Source organism: Rhodococcus sp. FH8, assembly GCF_019266085.1.
GTDB lineage: Bacteria > Actinomycetota > Actinomycetes > Mycobacteriales > Mycobacteriaceae > Rhodococcus_F > Rhodococcus_F qingshengii.
The window spans coordinates 424,826-441,037 of sequence record NZ_LPNQ01000061.1; the positions used below are offsets into that span (position 1 = coordinate 424,826).

16 protein-coding genes and 2 tRNA genes are annotated in these 16,212 nt (G+C 62.7%); 7 read left to right on the forward strand and 11 right to left on the reverse strand.

Annotation, left to right across the window (positions count from 1 at the left end; translation table 11 throughout):
- Positions 1–310 precede the first annotated feature (310 nt).
- The 4 genes from ATN38_RS13490 to ATN38_RS13505 form a co-directional block, all read right to left on the reverse strand.
- Positions 311–973, reverse strand: coding sequence for an ATP-dependent Clp protease proteolytic subunit (locus ATN38_RS13490; RefSeq protein ID WP_003944539.1), 663 nt, complete (start codon positions 971–973; stop codon positions 311–313).
- 48 nt (positions 974–1,021) lie between these two features.
- Complete coding sequence (locus tag ATN38_RS13495) at positions 1,022–1,609, reverse strand: ATP-dependent Clp protease proteolytic subunit (RefSeq protein ID WP_007730960.1); 588 nt, start codon at positions 1,607–1,609, stop codon at positions 1,022–1,024.
- Between the two features lie 216 nt (positions 1,610–1,825).
- Positions 1,826–3,199, reverse strand: coding sequence for a trigger factor (gene tig, locus ATN38_RS13500; protein WP_007730958.1), 1,374 nt, complete (start codon positions 3,197–3,199; stop codon positions 1,826–1,828).
- A 115-nt stretch (positions 3,200–3,314) separates the two neighbouring features.
- Positions 3,315–3,388, reverse strand: a tRNA-Pro gene (locus tag ATN38_RS13505).
- A gap of 408 nt (positions 3,389–3,796) precedes the next feature.
- On the opposite strand from ATN38_RS13505, the gene ATN38_RS13510 reads away from it, so the two are divergent.
- Together ATN38_RS13510 and ATN38_RS13515 are read left to right on the forward strand one after the other, a co-directional pair.
- Positions 3,797–3,870, forward strand: a tRNA-Gly gene (locus ATN38_RS13510).
- Positions 3,871–4,062: 192 nt separating this feature from the next.
- The gene (locus ATN38_RS13515) at positions 4,063–4,839 is read left to right on the forward strand and encodes a hypothetical protein (RefSeq protein WP_047270838.1); all 777 of its coding nucleotides are present in this window, start codon (positions 4,063–4,065) and stop codon (positions 4,837–4,839) included.
- Here the strand turns inward: ATN38_RS13515 and ATN38_RS13520 are convergent.
- A complete protein-coding gene (locus ATN38_RS13520) occupies positions 4,836–5,633 on the reverse strand; it encodes an Fpg/Nei family DNA glycosylase (protein WP_003944531.1) in 798 nt (265 codons plus the stop codon). The two genes, ATN38_RS13515 and ATN38_RS13520, sit on opposite strands and share 4 nt — an antisense overlap.
- Before the next feature lie 15 nt (positions 5,634–5,648).
- Positions 5,649–6,122: a ribose-5-phosphate isomerase gene (locus ATN38_RS13525; protein WP_003944571.1), complete on the reverse strand. Its 474-nt coding sequence runs from the start codon at positions 6,120–6,122 to the stop codon at positions 5,649–5,651.
- 142 nt (positions 6,123–6,264) lie between these two features.
- Here ATN38_RS13525 and ATN38_RS13530 point away from each other — a divergent pair, with 142 nt between their 5' ends.
- Positions 6,265–7,101 (forward strand): M48 family metallopeptidase, encoded by an 837-nt coding sequence (locus ATN38_RS13530; RefSeq protein WP_228232720.1) that lies wholly within the window; start codon positions 6,265–6,267, stop codon positions 7,099–7,101.
- Here ATN38_RS13530 and ATN38_RS13535 read toward each other — a convergent pair.
- The gene (locus ATN38_RS13535) at positions 7,089–7,712 is read right to left on the reverse strand and encodes a DsbA family protein (protein ID WP_007730951.1); all 624 of its coding nucleotides are present in this window, start codon (positions 7,710–7,712) and stop codon (positions 7,089–7,091) included. The genes ATN38_RS13530 and ATN38_RS13535 overlap by 13 nt on opposite strands.
- Positions 7,713–7,878: 166 nt before the next feature.
- On the opposite strand from ATN38_RS13535, the gene ATN38_RS13540 reads away from it, so the two are divergent.
- Together ATN38_RS13540 and pepN are read left to right on the forward strand one after the other, a co-directional pair.
- A complete protein-coding gene (locus ATN38_RS13540) occupies positions 7,879–9,114 on the forward strand; it encodes an NAD(P)/FAD-dependent oxidoreductase (RefSeq protein WP_007730948.1) in 1,236 nt (411 codons plus the stop codon).
- A gap of 65 nt (positions 9,115–9,179) precedes the next feature.
- On the forward strand, positions 9,180–11,759 hold the full coding sequence (gene pepN, locus ATN38_RS13545; protein ID WP_030536648.1) for an aminopeptidase N: 2,580 nt from the start codon (positions 9,180–9,182) through the stop codon (positions 11,757–11,759).
- Between the two features lie 71 nt (positions 11,760–11,830).
- On the opposite strand, the gene ATN38_RS13550 is transcribed toward pepN, so the two are convergent.
- The 3 genes from ATN38_RS13550 to ATN38_RS13560 all read right to left on the reverse strand — a co-directional run bounded on the left by ATN38_RS13550 (position 11,831) and on the right by ATN38_RS13560 (position 13,405).
- Positions 11,831–12,310, reverse strand: a complete 480-nt coding sequence (locus ATN38_RS13550; RefSeq protein WP_218748099.1) for a DUF5130 domain-containing protein — start codon at positions 12,308–12,310, stop codon at positions 11,831–11,833.
- Positions 12,297–12,560 carry a hypothetical protein gene (locus ATN38_RS13555; RefSeq protein WP_007730943.1) on the reverse strand — a complete coding sequence of 88 codons (264 nt, stop codon included), beginning with the start codon at positions 12,558–12,560 and terminating at the stop codon, positions 12,297–12,299. Before ATN38_RS13555 ends, ATN38_RS13550 begins: the two co-directional genes overlap by 14 nt.
- A gap of 146 nt (positions 12,561–12,706) precedes the next feature.
- A complete protein-coding gene (locus tag ATN38_RS13560; protein ID WP_003944465.1) occupies positions 12,707–13,405 on the reverse strand; it encodes an HNH endonuclease in 699 nt (232 codons plus the stop codon).
- A 182-nt stretch (positions 13,406–13,587) separates the two neighbouring features.
- Between ATN38_RS13560 and ATN38_RS13565 the strand changes: the two genes are divergently transcribed.
- Complete coding sequence (locus ATN38_RS13565; RefSeq protein WP_003944464.1) at positions 13,588–13,995, forward strand: globin; 408 nt, start codon at positions 13,588–13,590, stop codon at positions 13,993–13,995.
- A 4-nt stretch (positions 13,996–13,999) separates the two neighbouring features.
- On the opposite strand, the gene ATN38_RS13570 is transcribed toward ATN38_RS13565, so the two are convergent.
- On the reverse strand, positions 14,000–14,428 hold the full coding sequence (locus ATN38_RS13570) for a cupin domain-containing protein (protein WP_228401110.1): 429 nt from the start codon (positions 14,426–14,428) through the stop codon (positions 14,000–14,002).
- Between the two features lie 170 nt (positions 14,429–14,598).
- Between ATN38_RS13570 and ATN38_RS13575 the strand changes: the two genes are divergently transcribed.
- A complete protein-coding gene (locus ATN38_RS13575; RefSeq protein WP_218748100.1) occupies positions 14,599–16,197 on the forward strand; it encodes a glycoside hydrolase family 13 protein in 1,599 nt (532 codons plus the stop codon).
- The last annotated feature ends 15 nt before the right edge of the window (positions 16,198–16,212 follow it).

A 16,212-nucleotide genomic window follows, 5' to 3' on the forward strand; every position in this document is an offset into this window, starting at 1 on the left:
TCATGTACGTGCACTCGCCGCCACTCGATCGGTCGAGACGCTCCGCAGTACTTCGGTAGTTGTCAGATCAGACAAACTGATCGAACAAATCTGGTCGAACAATCGCAGAACGCCGGTCGAGAACCAGCCCGTGAAGTGACGGTACCCGCAGATCCCGAACGGGGTCGACCTGTTCTCGGCGTTTCGCCTGCGGATAAAAAAGAAAAGAGTCGAGATTTCAGCCTGGCAAGCGCTCCACCAGGCACTTCTCGACGTGTCCGCCTCGTGTCGGGAATCGGGATACAGGTCCTCGACACGAGGCGGAAATCGACTACTTCTGTGCGCTGAGCTTCCGGTAAGCCAGCACGTCGTCGATGATGCCGTACTCCTTGGCCTGCTCGGCCGTGAGGATCTTGTCGCGATCGGTGTCGACGCGGATGGTCTCCGGATCCTTACCCGTGTGCAGCGACAGCGTGCTCTCCATGAGCCGACGCATACGCTCGATCTCCGCAGCCTGGATCTCCAGATCGGAAACCTGACCCTGGATGCCGCCCGTAGCCGGCTGGTGGATCAGAATGCGCGAGTTGGGGAGCGCGAAGCGCTTGCCCGGCGTACCGCCGGCCAGAAGCACGGCAGCTGCCGAAGCAGCCTGACCGAGGCAGACGGTGGAAATGTCGGCACGGACGTACTGCATCGTGTCGTAGATCGCCATCAGCGCGGTGAAAGAACCACCGGGCGAGTTGATGTACATGGTGATGTCGCGGTCCGGATCCTGCGATTCGAGAACCAGCAACTGCGCCATGAGGTCGTTGGCGGACACGTCGTCGACCTGCGAGCCGAGGAAGATGATGCGCTCCTCGAACAGCTTGTTGTACGGGTCGGACGTCTTGACGCCGTAGCTGGTCTGCTCCGTGAACTGGGGCAGGATGTAACGCGATTGGGGGCCCGACGGCGCCTGGCCGCCCAGCGAGTTAGCTCCGAAAAGATTGGTCATCAGTTCTCCAAAGTATGAATTGGGCAGCGAAAGGATGGGCGTACCGGCTCAGTTGCCGGTGCCGCCGGCCTGATTCGCACGGGAGACGACGTGGTCGACGAAGCCGTACTCGAGAGCTTCCTTCGCCGTGAACCAACGGTCACGATCGGAGTCCGCGGTGATCTGCTCGACCGTCTGGCCGGTGTGCTGAGCAATCAGCTCGGCCATTTCGCGCTTGGTGTGCTTGAACTGCTCGGCCATGATCGCGATGTCACTTGCGGAACCACCGATGCCGGCGGACGGCTGGTGCATCATGATGCGGGCGTGAGGCAGCGCGTAGCGCTTGCCCTTGGTGCCTGCCGAGAGCAGGAACTGACCCATCGACGCCGCAAGGCCCATGCCGAAGGTGGCGATGTCGCACTCGGCGAACTGCATGGTGTCGAAGATCGCCATACCTGCGGTCACGGATCCACCGGGCGAGTTGATGTAGAGCGAGATGTCTCGCGTCGGGTCCTCGGCCGAGAGCAGCAGGATCTGTGCGCACAGCTTGTTGGCGATGTCGTCGTCGACCTGGGTACCGAGGAAAATGATGCGCTCTCGCAGCAAGCGCTCGTACACCGAGTCGCTGAGGTTCAACCCAGCGGTCGCTGAAGTCATGGCGGGACTCTGCAAAGTCTCCAGGTGATTGGAAGTCACGGTACCTGCCTTCTATGTGGATCTACTTGTGCGGTGGATCGTCTATGCGAAACACTTCTACTGACACAGACAGTAACGAAGTAGGGCGGCACCGGAGTCCCGGTGCCGCCCTACTTCGCTCAAAGCGGAAAACTCAGTGCAGTCGATCGTGGTGAAAACACCCGTCCGCCTGCGTTTTTACTTGTCTTCGCTCTCGGCGGAATCAGACTCGTCCGCTTCGGTTTCGGCCTCACTGCTGCCGAACAGCTCTGCGGTGTCGACAACTGCGCCGGAGGTGTCCTTGACACCGGCCGACTCGACGACGGACGCGAGAGCCTTGCCACGACGGACGTCTGCGAAGACGGCGCCGAGCTGGTTGGCCTGCTGGATCTGCTGGATGAACTGCTCAGGAGCCATGCCGTAACGCTGCGCCTGGAACAGGATGCGCTCGGTGAGCTCGTCCTGACCGACGGTGACGTTGCCCGCATCGGCAATCGAGTCGAGCAAGAGCTGCGTCTTGACGGAGCGCTCAGCGGCTTCCTGTGCATCCTTGTCGAACTCTTCGCGGCTGCTGCCCTGCTCTTCGAGGAGCTTGTTCAGTGCCTCTTCGTCGTGATCGAGACCGTGAACGGCGTCGTGCAGTGCAGCGTCGACCTCAGCCTTGACGACAGCCTCCGGCAACGGAACCTCGACGGTCTCGAGCAGCTGCTCGAGAACCTTGTCGCGGATCTGACCGGCCTGCTCGACCTTGCGGACGCGTGCGACGCGCTCACGGAGGTCAGCCTTCAGTTCTTCCAGGGTGTCGAACTCGCTGGCGAGCTGAGCGAACTCGTCGTCCTCAGCCGGAAGCTCGCGCTCCTTGACCGTCTGCACGGTCACGGTGACAACAGCTTCCTTGCCTGCGTACTCGCCGGCGACCAGCGTCGACGTGAAGTCCTTGGACTCCCCCGCCTTGAGGCCGATGATGGCTTCGTCGAGGCCCTCGATGAGCTGGCCCGAACCGACCTCGTGCGACAGTCCGCTCGCGGTTGCCTCGGCAACGTTCTCGCCGTCGACGGTGGCCGACAGATCGATGGAGACGAAGTCGCCGTCCTCGACTGCGCGGTCGACGCCGGTGAGGGTACCGAAACGCTGACGCAGCGAAAGCAGCTGCTCTTCGATAGCTTCGTCGGTGATCTCGATCGGATCGACCTCGACGTTGATGGAGCTGAAGTCAGGGAGCTCGATCTCGGGGCGCACGTCGACCTCGGCGGTGAACTCGAGGAGCTCGCCGTCTTCGATCTTGGTGACCTCGATCTCGGGCTGGCCGATGGCCTTCACGCCGGCGCTGGTGACAGCCTCGGAGTAACGCGACGGCAGAGCGTCGTTGACGACCTGCTCGAGCACAGCGCCGCGACCGACACGCGCTTCGAGGAGGCGGGCCGGAGCCTTGCCGGGACGGAAGCCGGGGAGACGAATCTGCTGCGCGAGGGCCTTGTAGGCCTTGTCGAAATCAGACTTGAGTTCCGCGAAGGGCACCTCAACGTTGATACGGACTCGCGTCGGGCTGAGCTGCTCGACGGTGCTCTTCACGAAACTTCGCTCCTTCGTCTGGTCTTGCTCACAACTTGTGTTGAATCGGTACTGCTGTCTGGCGCGGCACTTCACTCCCGGACTTACTGGAGGTGAAGTGCCATGTACGTACTTGTCGGGATGACAGGATTTGAACCTGCGACCCTCCGCTCCCAAAGCGGATGCGCTACCAAGCTGCGCTACATCCCGTTTCCGATCACATGAAACACACGATACGGCCATCCGAGGCCACTAAGACAGCGGGCCACAAAGGCAGCCACCATCGGTGACCGCGCACAACCCTATCGCGCTCACTACTCTCTCACGAACCCGACCGCCATTTGTACACGGCCCGGCTGTCGACCCCGTCAGTATGTCATCCGACGGCAGCCACATACAGCAGCCACATACAGCCTTGCCTCAACTGCCATTCAGAGCCGGAATCAGAAGCCGCGCCTGCGGCCGAGACACCCCAACTCGCCGAGCAATTCGCCAATTCCCCAGGTGAACGACGGTCTCGAACTTCTCCGACCCCCCGATTATGAAATCCGGTGGGGCATTGGGTACAGTTTCGTATCGCAGACGACGAACACGGCGATCCCGAGTTGTCGTATGCACGGGGATGTAGCTCAATGGTAGAGCCTCAGTCTTCCAAACTGATCACGCGGGTTCGATTCCCGTCATCCCCTCCATCAGGAGGGAAACTCCACAAAAGATCCGCATCGGCCCAGCCGGTGCGGATTTTTTGTATTCCGACTTTGTCCACTCCGACCACTCCCCTGCGGTCCGTATCCTGGAGTTGTCCGGATCGATTCTGCTCGGGAGGCCACGTGACCACGATTCTTCTCATACTCGTCGTTCTGGCCGTAGTCGTATTCCTGGTCATGAAAAGCCAGCAACGCGGTTCCGGCCACAGCGCAACACAACTCGACGATGCGAAAGCCGATGCCCGGCAGTCGATCGAACGCCTCGGCGGTCAGGTCTACAACCTGACCGGCAGTGACGACGCGTCGCGCCAAGCCCTCGCCGACGCGGCCGAACGGTACAACGCCGCAGGCTCGCAGATCGATCAGGCCGCAACGCCGGTCCAAGCACGTCTCGCGAAACAGACTGCACTGGAAGGGCTTTACTACATCCGCGCGGCACGGGTGGCGATGGGCATGGATCCGGGACCGGAAGTTCCTTCCATCGACGGACAGAAGGCTGCCGGTTCGGTCACCGAAGACCGTGAGGTCGAATTCGAGGGCCGCAAGGTCGCCGCATCACCCAATCCGTCGTCGCACACACCCAACTACTACCCCGGTGGCCGAGTCGCCGGACGCCCGGTCCCGGCCGGCTGGTACTCCGAACCCTGGTGGAAGCCTGCACTCGTCGCCGGCGCCTGGGGTCTGGGTTCGATGATGCTGTTCTCGACCATGTTCTCCGGCATGGCCGGGGTTCCTTACGGCGCAGAGGCTTTCGCCCAGGGTGGCGATCCCGGCGCCGACACAGGCTCCGGTGACTCGGGAGATCAGGGTATGGACGCCGGTGATCCCGGCGCCGACCAAGGAAGTATCGACAACACGGACTACACCGCTGACGGCGGAAGCGACTGGTCTGGTGGCGACGGAGGCGGAATGGATTTCGGGGGCGGCGGGGACTTCGGCGGCTTCGACTTCTAAGCAGACTGACAGACCGGGCACCAGAACAGGTTTCGTGCCTTCATGACGGAATGCAGGATCGGTGTGCCGCACACGCGGCACGGCGATCCTGCTCTTCTGTAGACATAGGTACGCGGACGATCCTTCGCGTACGCCGGATCTCCGTTGTCGTGCTCGGCGCGAACGACGTGCATCTTCCCCCGTCTGACGCCGACTTTCATCAATTCGACTAGGTCTGCCCACATGGCGGTCCACTCGCCGTGAGAGACGAGATTCCCCGGTCGTTCAGGGTTGATTCCGTGACGAAAGAGAAGTTCGGCGCGATAGACGTTGCCGACACCCGCCAGGACCGCCTGGTCCATCAGCAGGGCGCCGATTGCCGTCTTGGACTTGGAGATTCGCAACCAGGCCTTCTCTGGATCCGCGTCGCGGCGCAGTGGGTCCGGCCCGAGTCTGGCCTCGATCGCGGCGACCTGAGGAGGTAGCAGGACTTCGCAGGCGGTGGGACCACGAAGGTCGGTGCCGAAATCGGCACCGACCATTCGCATCCGGACCTGGCCTACCGGTTCTTCCATCGGCAGGGCGGCGTCGGTGAACTTTCCGTACAACCCGAGGTGTACGTGAACTGTCAGACCGTTGTCGTACGTGTGCCAGAGGTGCTTTCCCCAGGCATCCGAGGACGTGAGTACGTGTCCGTCCACCAGGCGCGCGTCCTCGGCGAATCTGCCTTGCGGACTGAGGACGCGGACCGGTGAACCGACGAACTTGCGGGCATGCAACCGTGCCAGCCGGTGCAGGGTATGACCTTCAGGCACGGAACAACTCTCGGATCAGGCTTGCGGCAGAGCCGGTGCGACGCCGGTCTTCTCGTACTCGGACAGGATGTCGATACGACGCTGGTGGCGCTCTTCACCCGACCATGCGGTGGCGAGGAAAGCGTCGACGATGGCAAGCGATTCCTCGAGGGAATGCATACGTCCGCCGATGCCGATCAGCTGAGCGTTGTTGTGCTCACGTGCCAGCTTCGCCGTTTCGACGCTCCAAGCGAGGGCGCACCGTGCGCCGGGAACCTTGTTCGCTGCGATCTGCTCGCCGTTGCCACTGCCACCCAGGACGATTCCCAGGCTGCCTTCGTCGGCGACGACGCGCTTTGCGGCTTCGATGCAGAAAGCCGGGTAGTCGTCCACGGCGTCGTACTCGTGAGCACCACAGTCGATGGCCTCGTGGCCGTTCGCTTTCAGGTGTTCGATGATCTCGTTCTTACGTTCGAATCCGGCATGGTCGGCACCCAGGTATACGCGCATGGCGACAATTCTCTCAGGCCCGACCAGCCGGGCGCACCCGGGTCGACGTCACACTTTCAGGAACACGCATCGCCGCGCGAGCACACCTATCGTGGTGCCCATGTACCCCGTCAACGGCCAGGCCGCTGCACCCGCCCTTCGTATGTCACCGGGCAGTGACGCCGTTCGCCACCCGTGGGAAATCCCGCTACTCGTGCTCGCGGTGCTGACGACGGTCGTCACTTATGTGGTGGCGATCGTTCTGATCGCTGCGGGTGATCTGTCGACGTGGATCCTCGTGGTGCTCGCGGCTCCGATCCTGCTGTTCCTCGCGCGAGGTCAGCTGTACGGATCGCAACAGGTCAACGGAATCAAGATGACGCCTTCACAGTTTCCGGAGGGGTATCAGCTCGTTGCCGAGGCTGCGGCACGGTTCGGCATGAAAACTCCGCCGGATGCCTACGTCGTGCTGGGGAACGGACGGATCAACGCGTTCGCGTCGGGGCACGGATTTCGCCGTTTCGTCGTCGTCTACAGCGACCTGTTCGAAGTCGGTGGGCAGGCACGCGAGCCCGATGCGCTCGCATTCATCATCGGCCACGAGGTCGGCCACATCGCTGCCGGGCATGCGTCGTACTGGCGCCAGTGGGGACAGTTCGCGTCGAACTACATTCCGGTGATCGGGTCTTCGCTGTCGCGTTCCATGGAGTACACGGCGGACAACTTCGGCTTTCACATGCGTCCGCAGGGTGCACCGGGCGCGATGGGCGTCCTCGGCGCGGGAAAGTATCTGGTGGGTCTGGTCGGGTTCGACGAACTGGCCGATCGGGCGACACTCGAATCCGGGTTTTTCCCGTGGTTCGTCAACATCTTGTCGTCGCATCCGGTGCTGACCTGGCGTGCGGCTGCACTTCGCAACCGCACGCACTCAGGGCATCTGTTCTTCCGGCCGGGCCAGCTCTACCGAAATCCGGCGCTCACTGCCGCTCAGTCGAACTGAGGATCCTCGTTGCGGGTCCGCTTGAGCTCGAAGAAGTGGGGGTAGCCGGCCAGCGCGACTGCGCCGTCCCACACCTTGCCTGCGTCCTCGCCGCGCGGGATGCGTGAGAGCACGGGGCCGAAGAACGCCACACCGTTGACATGGATCGTCGGGGTTCCGACGTCGGGTCCGACGGCGTCCATGCCCTTGTGGTGGCTCTCGCGCAGAGCCTCGTCGTACTTGTCGGTGTCGGCGGCCTCGGCCAGTTCAGGTGGCAGGCCGACCTCGGCAAGGGACGACTTGATGACGTCGGCGAAGTCCTTGTTTCCCTCGTTGTGAATCTTCGTCCCCATCGCCGTGTACAGCGGCAGCAGGATATCGTCGCCCTTCAGCTGCGCTGCAGCGATGGCGACACGGACCGGGCCCCAGGCCTTGGTCATCATCTCCCGGTACTCGTCGGGAAGGTCACGGCCCTCGTTGAGAACCGCAAGGCTCATCACGTGGAACTTGGCCTCGATGTCGCGTACCTGCTGGGCCTCGAGAATCCAGCGTGAGGTGATCCAGCACCACGGGCAGAGCGGATCGAACCAGAAGTCAGCAGTGTCCGTGGTCTTGCTCGAGGTTGCGCTCACGAAGAAACTCCCTATCAGTTCATGTCGGTCAGGTCATATCAGTTCGGGGACATACTCCCGTTCTGCCAACAATCATGAACCCGCAATCCTTCCCGCGCTTTCCCCCGAACCACCTCCCGATCGCAGTAGTGTCGAAAAGAAACGAGTACGAAGGAGTGGTTCAGTAATGAGCACCAACCGGAGATTCGTGATCGTCGGCGGCGGGCTCGCGGGCGCAAAGATCGCAGAAGCCCTGCGTGACAGAGATTTCGACGGTGAGATCACCGTATTGAGTGAAGAAGACCACCTCCCGTACGAGCGTCCGCCGCTGTCGAAAGAGTTCTTCGCCGGCAAGAAGACACTCCCCGAATTCACCGTCCACGACGGCGAGTGGTTTCGCGACCATCGCGTCGATCTTCGCCCGGGAACGACGGCAACGGCCATCGACCCCGCTGCGCACACCGTGTCACTTCCGGACGGTTCCACGATCAGCTACGACAAGCTCGCCTTGGCCACCGGTTCGCGGTCGCGGCGCCTCGACATCCCGGGATCCGACGCCGAGGGCGTTCACTACGTGCGAACAGTCGATCAGGCCGCCGCGCTGCTGCGCACCCTGGCCGCCGACAAGAAGCTCGTCGTGATCGGTGCCGGCTGGATCGGCCTCGAAATTGCCGCGTCGGCTCGCGGTTTCGACGTCGACGTCACCGTGCTCGAGCATGCCGGACTTCCGCTCGAATCGACCCTCGGCCCGGAAATGGGTGAGGTCTTCGCCGCACTGCACCGCCAGAACGGGGTGGACTTACGCACCGGCACGGACGTCACCGCAATCTCTGTCGACGGCGGTCACGCCTCGGGCGTCACTTTGATCGATGGAACCGTGATTCCGGCCGACGCCGTGTTGATCGCTGTCGGCGCATTGCCGAACACCGAGTTGGCATCGGAGGCGGGTATCGACGTCGAGAACGGGGTTCTCGTCGACGCCGGTCTGCAGAGCAGCGACCCCGACGTGGTCGCAGTGGGTGACATCGCGGCCGCACAGCATCCGATTCTGAATGCACGAATTCGGGTGGAGCACTGGGCAAACGCACTCAACCAACCCGAGACGGCCGCAGAGACCATGTTGGGACGGCCCGCCGAGTACGTACGCATGCCGTATTTCTTCACCGATCAGTACGACCTCGGAATGGAATACGTAGGTCACGCACCGCACGGCGGCTACTCCCGTGTCGTCACTCGCGGCGACGTCGACAAGCGCGAGTTCCTGGCATTCTGGCTCGATTCCGCGAACAAGGTGCTCGCCGGCATGAACGTGAACATCTGGGATGCCGGTGACGCCATCAAGGAATTGGTCGCGTCTTCGCGTCCCGTCGATCCGGAGCGGTTGGCCGACCCGGAGATTCCGCTGGCAGAAGTGTCCGCTTGAGTGAAGTCGTTCTCTTCGTGATGGGATGGACGTAATAGATCCGCACCATCTACGAGGAGATCTTTGTGGTCGCACCGAACCTGACACGCGAAACCGCAGCGCAACGGTCAGCAATCCTGACCGTCGAGAACTACCTGATCGAACTCGATCTCACCGACGGCAAAGACGCACCCGGCGAGGAGACGTTCTCCTCGAAGACCACCGTCACGTTCACCGCCACGGCCGGAGCAAGCAGCTTCATCGACATCGTCGCGGCCAGAGTCCATTCCGCGGTCCTCAACGGCACCGCGCTCGACGTCTCCGGCTACGACGAGTCGACGGGCATCAGCCTGCCCGACCTCGCTGCCGACAACGAGTTGGTCATCGAGGCCGATTGCATCTACTCCCACACCGGCGAGGGACTGCACCGATTCGTCGACCCGACCGATGACTCCGTCTACCTCTATTCACAGTTCGAGACGGCCGACGCCAAGCGCATGTTCGCGTGCTTCGATCAGCCTGATCTCAAGGCCACGTTCGACGTCCGCGTCACCGCTCCCACGTCGTGGAAGGTCATCTCCAACTCCGCGGTCGTCGAGACCCTTGCCGCCGATCCCGGCAAGCACGTTTTCCGGACCACCCCGAAGATGAGCACGTACCTGGTGGCGCTCATCGCCGGTCCCTACGCGCAGTGGACCGACAACTACTCCGACGAGCACGGCGACATCCCGCTCGGAATCTTCTGCCGCGCTTCGCTGGCCGAGTTCATGGACGAGGAGCGACTGTTCACCGAGACCAAGCAGGGATTCGACTTCTACCACCGCAACTTCGGTGTTCCCTATGCTTTCGGCAAGTACGACCAGCTCTTCGTCCCCGAATTCAATGCGGGCGCGATGGAGAATGCCGGCGCCGTGACATTCCTCGAGGACTACGTCTTCCGCTCCAAGGTGACCCGCTACTCGTACGAACGTCGTGCCGAAACGGTCCTGCACGAAATGGCGCACATGTGGTTCGGCGACCTCGTCACGATGGCGTGGTGGGACGACCTATGGCTCAACGAGTCGTTCGCGACCTTCGCTTCGGTCCTGTGCCAGACCGAGGCCACGGAGTACACGAACGCCTGGACGACGTTCGCCAACGTCGAGAAGTCGTGGGCGTACCGCCAGGACCAGTTGCCGTCGACGCACCCGATTGCCGCGGACATTCCGGACCTGGCCGCCGTCGAGGTGAACTTCGACGGCATCACGTACGCGAAGGGCGCCAGCGTCCTCAAGCAGTTGGTGGCATACGTCGGACTCGAGCCGTTCCTCGCCGGACTGCGTGAGTACTTCCGTGAGCACGCATTCGGAAACGCAACCTTCGACGATCTGCTGGGCTCACTCGAAAAGTCCTCGGGCCGTGACCTTTCCGACTGGGGTCGGCAGTGGCTCAAGACCACCGGTTTGAACATCCTGCGCCCCGACTTCGATGTCGACGCAGACGGAAAGTTCACCCGCTTCGCCGTCCTGCAGGACGGTGCTGCACCAGGCGCCGGGGAGCGTCGAATCCACCGGATCGCCATCGGAATCTACGACGACGTCGACGGCAAGTTGGTGCGAAGCCATCGCGTCGAACTCGACCTCGATGCTGTGGAAAGCACGGATGTCCCCGAACTTGTCGGCGTCGCCCGCGGTGCACTCGTGTTGGTCAACGACGACGATCTCACCTACGGCTCCGTGCGACTCGATCCCGAATCGTTGGCGACGGCGATCGAGCGGGTCGGCGACATCACCGACTCACTCCCCCGCACCCTGGTCTGGTCGGCGGCGTGGGAAATGACCCGTCAAGCCGAACTGAAGGCACGCGACTTCGTCGCGCTGGTCGAGCGCGGCATCAGTTCGGAGACCGAAGTCGGTGTGGTGCAACGTCTCTTGCTCCAAGCCCAAACCGCCATCGGCTCCTACGCAGATCCGGCCTGGGCCGAGGCCGAAGGCGCGGCGAGCTTCGCCAATCGGTTGCTCGAACTCGCACGTGAGGCAGAGGCCGGGTCCGACCACCAGCTGGCATTCGTCAACGCACTCACCGGCGCAGCACTCTCCCCGTGGCACACCGAGGTACTGCGCGAATTGCTCGACGCCGATCCCTCCACCGTTGGGCTCGACGGCCTGATCGTCGACACGGACCTGCGCTGGCGCATCGTCGGGGCACTCGCGGCCGCCGGTGAGATCGACGCCGAAGGAACCGCAACTCCATTCATCGACGCCGAAGCTCAGCGTGACCCGACCGCTGCGGGCGCTCGTCAAGCCGCGGCGGCCGCGGCCGGACGTCCGCAGGTCGCTGTCAAGGAAGAGGTCTGGGCAAAGGTCGTCGGCGACGACTCCGTGCCCAACATCACCGCGCGATCGATCATCGGCGGGTTCGCTCGCGAAGGCCAGGACGAATTGCTCGAGCCCTTCGTCTCCCGCTACTTCGCCGATATCGCGGCGGTGTGGGAACGACGCTCGAGCGAAGTGGCACAGACCGTCGTCATCGGGCTGTACCCGTCGTGGTCGATCTCGGACGAATCCGTAGCGGCAGCAGACCGGTTCCTCGAAGGCGACATCCCTCCCGCGTTGCGTCGCCTGGTCGTCGAAGGCCAGGCCGGCGTGGTTCGTTCACTCGCAGCACGAAAGTTCGACGCGAGCTGACATGCAAAAGGCCGGTGCCCGCGTCGATTCTCACGAATCGACGCGGGCACCGGCCTGTGTCTGACAAACAGTTACGGCGCTGAAATTGCGGCTGCCATAACGCGGATGGCACTGATCAGTCCGTCGATCAGGTTGCCTTCACTGAAGGATGCAACAGCTGCCGTTGCTCCGAGCTGGGTAACACGATCGGTGACCCGATCGGCGATTGCCCGACCGCTGCGAACCTCGACGGTGCGCTGGTTGGGCGAAACGGCGATCAGGACGGAACGCTCGGCTTCGGGCGTGGTCGGGAACAATGCGTCGGCACCCGCTGCCGGATCAGAACCGAGATCACCGACGTACGCGTTGAACCGCACCTTGGTGGCCCGCGTCGCTTCGGTCATCGCGACGTCGAGCGCGACCAGATCCATGGTCGCGAACGGAAGATCGTCGGTGAACGGCTCGCCGATGCGATGCACACCGGATACGCGTCCACTGGACGTGACGACGCTGCCGACGGGCAGGTCCTCGGGCGCTACTGCGAGCGCGGTCGAATGATCACCACTTGCCACTTGCGGACCCTCCGATCAGATCAGCCGAACCGGCTTCGATTGCGTGTGCACTGCCGTGATGGCCACCGCGAACGGTGACCTCGTCGACAGCACTCCACAGCACGGGAGCGTGATCCCACGACTCGCCGAGATGGAACGCCGGCGGAACCGGTCCCGGCGTCTTCTTCCCGAGGAAGGACGCAGCCGCGAAGAACGCGGTGATCAAGGCCGGAATCCCAACGTATATCAGTACTACCTCGAGAATGCTCACACCAGATAACGTAGCCCAGAACGCCAGGAAGGAAAGCGTCAGGGCCACAAATTCTCGGGCAATTTCGTTTCGGTGACGCTAGAACTCAATTCAGGCTGCGCCCACGCCGACACATTGCTCAGGCTGCGCCCACGCCGACACATAGCTCAGGCTGCGCCCACGCCGAGATAAGGCATCCACGCCGGATGCAATTCCTTGGTCGCCGCGAGCAGACGCCAGTGCGGTCCGGACGGCGGGACCAATTCCGCACGGAGGGTCCATCCGAGTTCGCTGAGCATCTTGTCGGCCTTGCGGTGATTGCAGGGGGCGCAGCACGCGACGCAGTTCTCCCACGAATGCCCGCCACCTCTGCTGCGAGGAACGACGTGGTCGATGGTTTCGGCTTTGGCTCCGCAGTACGCACATCGGAAGTGGTCACGATGCATCAGCGCGGCACGAGTCATGGGGATGCGGGCGCGATACGGAACGCGCACGTAGGTGCGCAATCGAATGACCGAGGGAACCTGCACCGACCAGTCCGCGGAATGGACTACCGGGCCCTGTTCGTCCTCGTGGACGGTATCGGCCTTGCCGCAGGCCATCAGTACGACCGCGCGCCTGGCAGGAAGGGCGGTCAGCGGCTCGTACGTGACGTTGAGCAGTAGCACCCGACGTTTCACCCACTCGGGGACTACGCGATCGGGAGGGAACATCTCGAGGTGAGAATGCTCGTCGGAAAAGAGTGGGTCGGCAGTGTGCGCGAACCCGTCAGGAACAACTTCCAGAACAGCCCCTAACGCGTGGTCGTTCCGCGCGCTAGTGGGCTGGAGTTGTCGGTGATTGCGTGCAGCATGTCGGTTCTTCATACGACCTCCGGGAGACTGCCCCCAAGTTGACCACGGATGATTGCGTTACGCACTCTCATTTCGAACAAAATTGCCAGGACGGCCGGTGAATTTCCGGTGAATGGGTACGCACTCCGACTCGATACAACCGTCGTCGACCCGGAAACCGACCACTACGGCCGTCAGGCACAATGGAACTTGCCATGAATGACGTACAGCACGACGTGCAGCAGACCTTCTACGACGCCGTCGGCGGAGCCGAGACGTTTCACAAGCTCACCGCGCGATTTTACGAAGAAGTAGCGAAGGACGAGGTTGTGCGCCCGCTCTACCCCGAGGCCGACCTCGGCCCGGCCGAGCGGCGGATGCGGATGTTCCTCGAGCAGTACTGGGGCGGACCGCACACGTACTCGGAGGAGCGTGGACACCCGCGTCTGCGTATGCGCCACAATCCATTCGTGATCGGCCCGATCGAGCGTGATGCGTGGCTGCGGTGTATGCACGTCGCCATCGCGTCCATCGACGAGAAGACTCTGAGCCCGGTGCACCGCAAGCAGTTGATCGACTACATGGAGATGGCTGCCGCGTCCATGGTGAACTCCGCTATCTGACCGTCTACCTAGCCTTCGGCCTGAACACGCGCGCGACCCGGCGGACTGCTCGTACCCCGAACGACACCGTGGGATGCAGGGGCGAACTCAAGATTGCATGCTTGCGCACGTACTCTTCGACCTCCCACTCCGACCAACTGCCCGCACGGAAGAGTGCGGCATCGCCGACACTCAGGGTTCGCTCGGCGATTCCGTCGGCCTGAACGGTGACCGACCCTTCGATGATGTGCACGATTTCGTCCGCGTGGAAGTACCAGCGGAAGCGCCCCTTCGTGCAATCCCAGACGTGTGTAGTCGTGGTCCCGTCTTTACTCGCCGACCATTGCGCCGACCGTGCAACCGGTGTGCCGAAGATTATCCAGTCGCGGTTGATCGGATCATCCTCGAGCAGTACATGATCCAAACTGACCGCTTCGATTGCCGACAAAGTCAAGGCCAAGCCCCCTTGGTTGAATTCCCGAATACTTCTCCCCCGGCAGTAACACCAAAGTTGCCACATGGTGTCACCGCGTGAATGCAAAGTACACCAAGGCTAGGTAAAGAGTCACGCTTTTGCCGTGTCCAAGTCGTGAGAGTGCCAGACGTTTGGCACTATGAACTGCTGTGAGCACCCCCGCGGATTCGTCCTCTGTAAGCCGGCCCGAAGCCCCGTGGTGGAACGAGGCGGTCTTCTATCAGATCTATCCGCGTTCTTTTGCCGATTCGGGCAGCGACGGTATCGGCGACCTCGGCGGAGTCGAGGAGAAACTCGGCTACCTCGAACTGCTCGGCATCGATGCAATCTGGTTGAGCCCGGTGATGAAGTCACCGATGGCAGACCACGGCTACGACGTCTCGGATCCTCGCGACATCGATCCCTTGTTCGGCGATCTGGCGACGATGGATTCGCTGATCACGTCAGCCCACGAACGCGGAATCAAGGTCACGATGGACCTGGTCCCGAACCACACGAGTGATCAGCACGAGTGGTTCAAGGCAGCCCTGGCGTCGGCGCCCGATTCGGCGGAGCGATCCCGCTACATCTTCCGAGACGGCAAAGGTGAGAACGGCAACGAACCGCCGAACAACTGGCCGAGCATCTTCGGCGGCCCGGCGTGGACCCGCGTCACCGAAGCCGACGGAACACCCGGCCAGTGGTACCTGCACATCTTCGCCAAGGAACAGCCCGACCTGAACTGGGACAACCCCGAGGTCTTCGACGACCTCGCCAAGACTCTGCGCTTCTGGCTCGAGCGCGGAATCGACGGATTCCGCATCGACGTGGCCCACGGAATGGCCAAGCCCGACGGTTTGCCGGACCACGACTGGGAGCTCAACGAGCTCATGCGCAATTCCGACGACGACCCGCGGTTCAACAACCCGGCAGTTCACGAAATCCACCGCGGCATCCGCAAGGTCATGGACGAGTTCCCGGAGGCGATGACCGTCGGCGAGATCTGGGTGAAGGACAACCAGAAGTTCGGCGAATACATCCGGCCAGACGAACTGCATCTCGGATTCAACTTCCGACTTGCAGAAACCGAATTCTCCGCCGAGTCCGTCCGGGAGGCCGTGGAGAACTCTCTTGCGGCCGTCGCCGAGGTCGGGGGTGTGCCCACGTGGACGCTGTCGAATCACGACGTCGAACGTGAAGTCACGCGCTACGGCGGGGGTGCGATCGGAACCCAACGCGCACGGGCGATGATCCTCGTCGAACTGGCGCTTCCGGGCGCGAGCTTCATCTACAACGGAGCCGAACTCGGCCTGCCGAACGTCGACCTGCCCGACGAGGCACTACAGGACCCGGTCTGGGAACGATCCGGACATGCCGAGCGAGGACGCGACGGCTGCCGAGTGCCCCTTCCGTGGGAAGGAAGCGAACCCCCGTTCGGATTCACCACCGGCGCGAGCACCTGGTTGCCGATGCCACGCGAGTGGTCGACGCTCACGGTGGAGGCGCAGATCGAGGACGTCGACTCGATGCTCTCGCTTTATCGCGCCGCACTCGAACTTCGTAGCGCCAGGCCGGAGTTCTCCGGCGCCGACATCGATTGGTACGGCAGTCCCCCCGGCTGCCTCGCTTTCCGTCGACGCGGTGGTCTGATCTGTGCTCTCAACACCACGGAGGCGCCGATCGCACTGCCGAACGGGCAGCTGCTGTTGAGCAGCGCACCACTCGTCGACGGTCAACTACCCGTCAACGCTGCGGCGTGGCTGATCTGAGAGAACATCGCACCC

Excerpts from the sequence above, each read along its gene's own strand:
- ATN38_RS13525 (WP_003944571.1), bottom strand. The coding sequence starts at position 6,122 with ATGCGCGTATACCTGGGTGCCGACCATGCCGGATTCGAACGTAAGAAC.
- ATN38_RS13515 (WP_047270838.1), top strand. The coding sequence starts at position 4,063 with ATGAAAAGCCAGCAACGCGGTTCCGGCCACAGCGCAACACAACTCGAC.
- ATN38_RS13560 (WP_003944465.1), bottom strand. The coding sequence starts at position 13,405 with ATGAAGAACCGACATGCTGCACGCAATCACCGACAACTCCAGCCCACT.
- ATN38_RS13540 (WP_007730948.1), top strand. The coding sequence starts at position 7,879 with ATGAGCACCAACCGGAGATTCGTGATCGTCGGCGGCGGGCTCGCGGGC.
- ATN38_RS13495 (WP_007730960.1), bottom strand. The coding sequence starts at position 1,609 with ATGACTTCAGCGACCGCTGGGTTGAACCTCAGCGACTCGGTGTACGAG.
- ATN38_RS13530 (WP_228232720.1), top strand. The coding sequence starts at position 6,265 with ATGTCACCGGGCAGTGACGCCGTTCGCCACCCGTGGGAAATCCCGCTA.
- ATN38_RS13490 (WP_003944539.1), bottom strand. The coding sequence starts at position 973 with ATGACCAATCTTTTCGGAGCTAACTCGCTGGGCGGCCAGGCGCCGTCG.
- ATN38_RS13565 (WP_003944464.1), top strand. The coding sequence starts at position 13,588 with ATGAATGACGTACAGCACGACGTGCAGCAGACCTTCTACGACGCCGTC.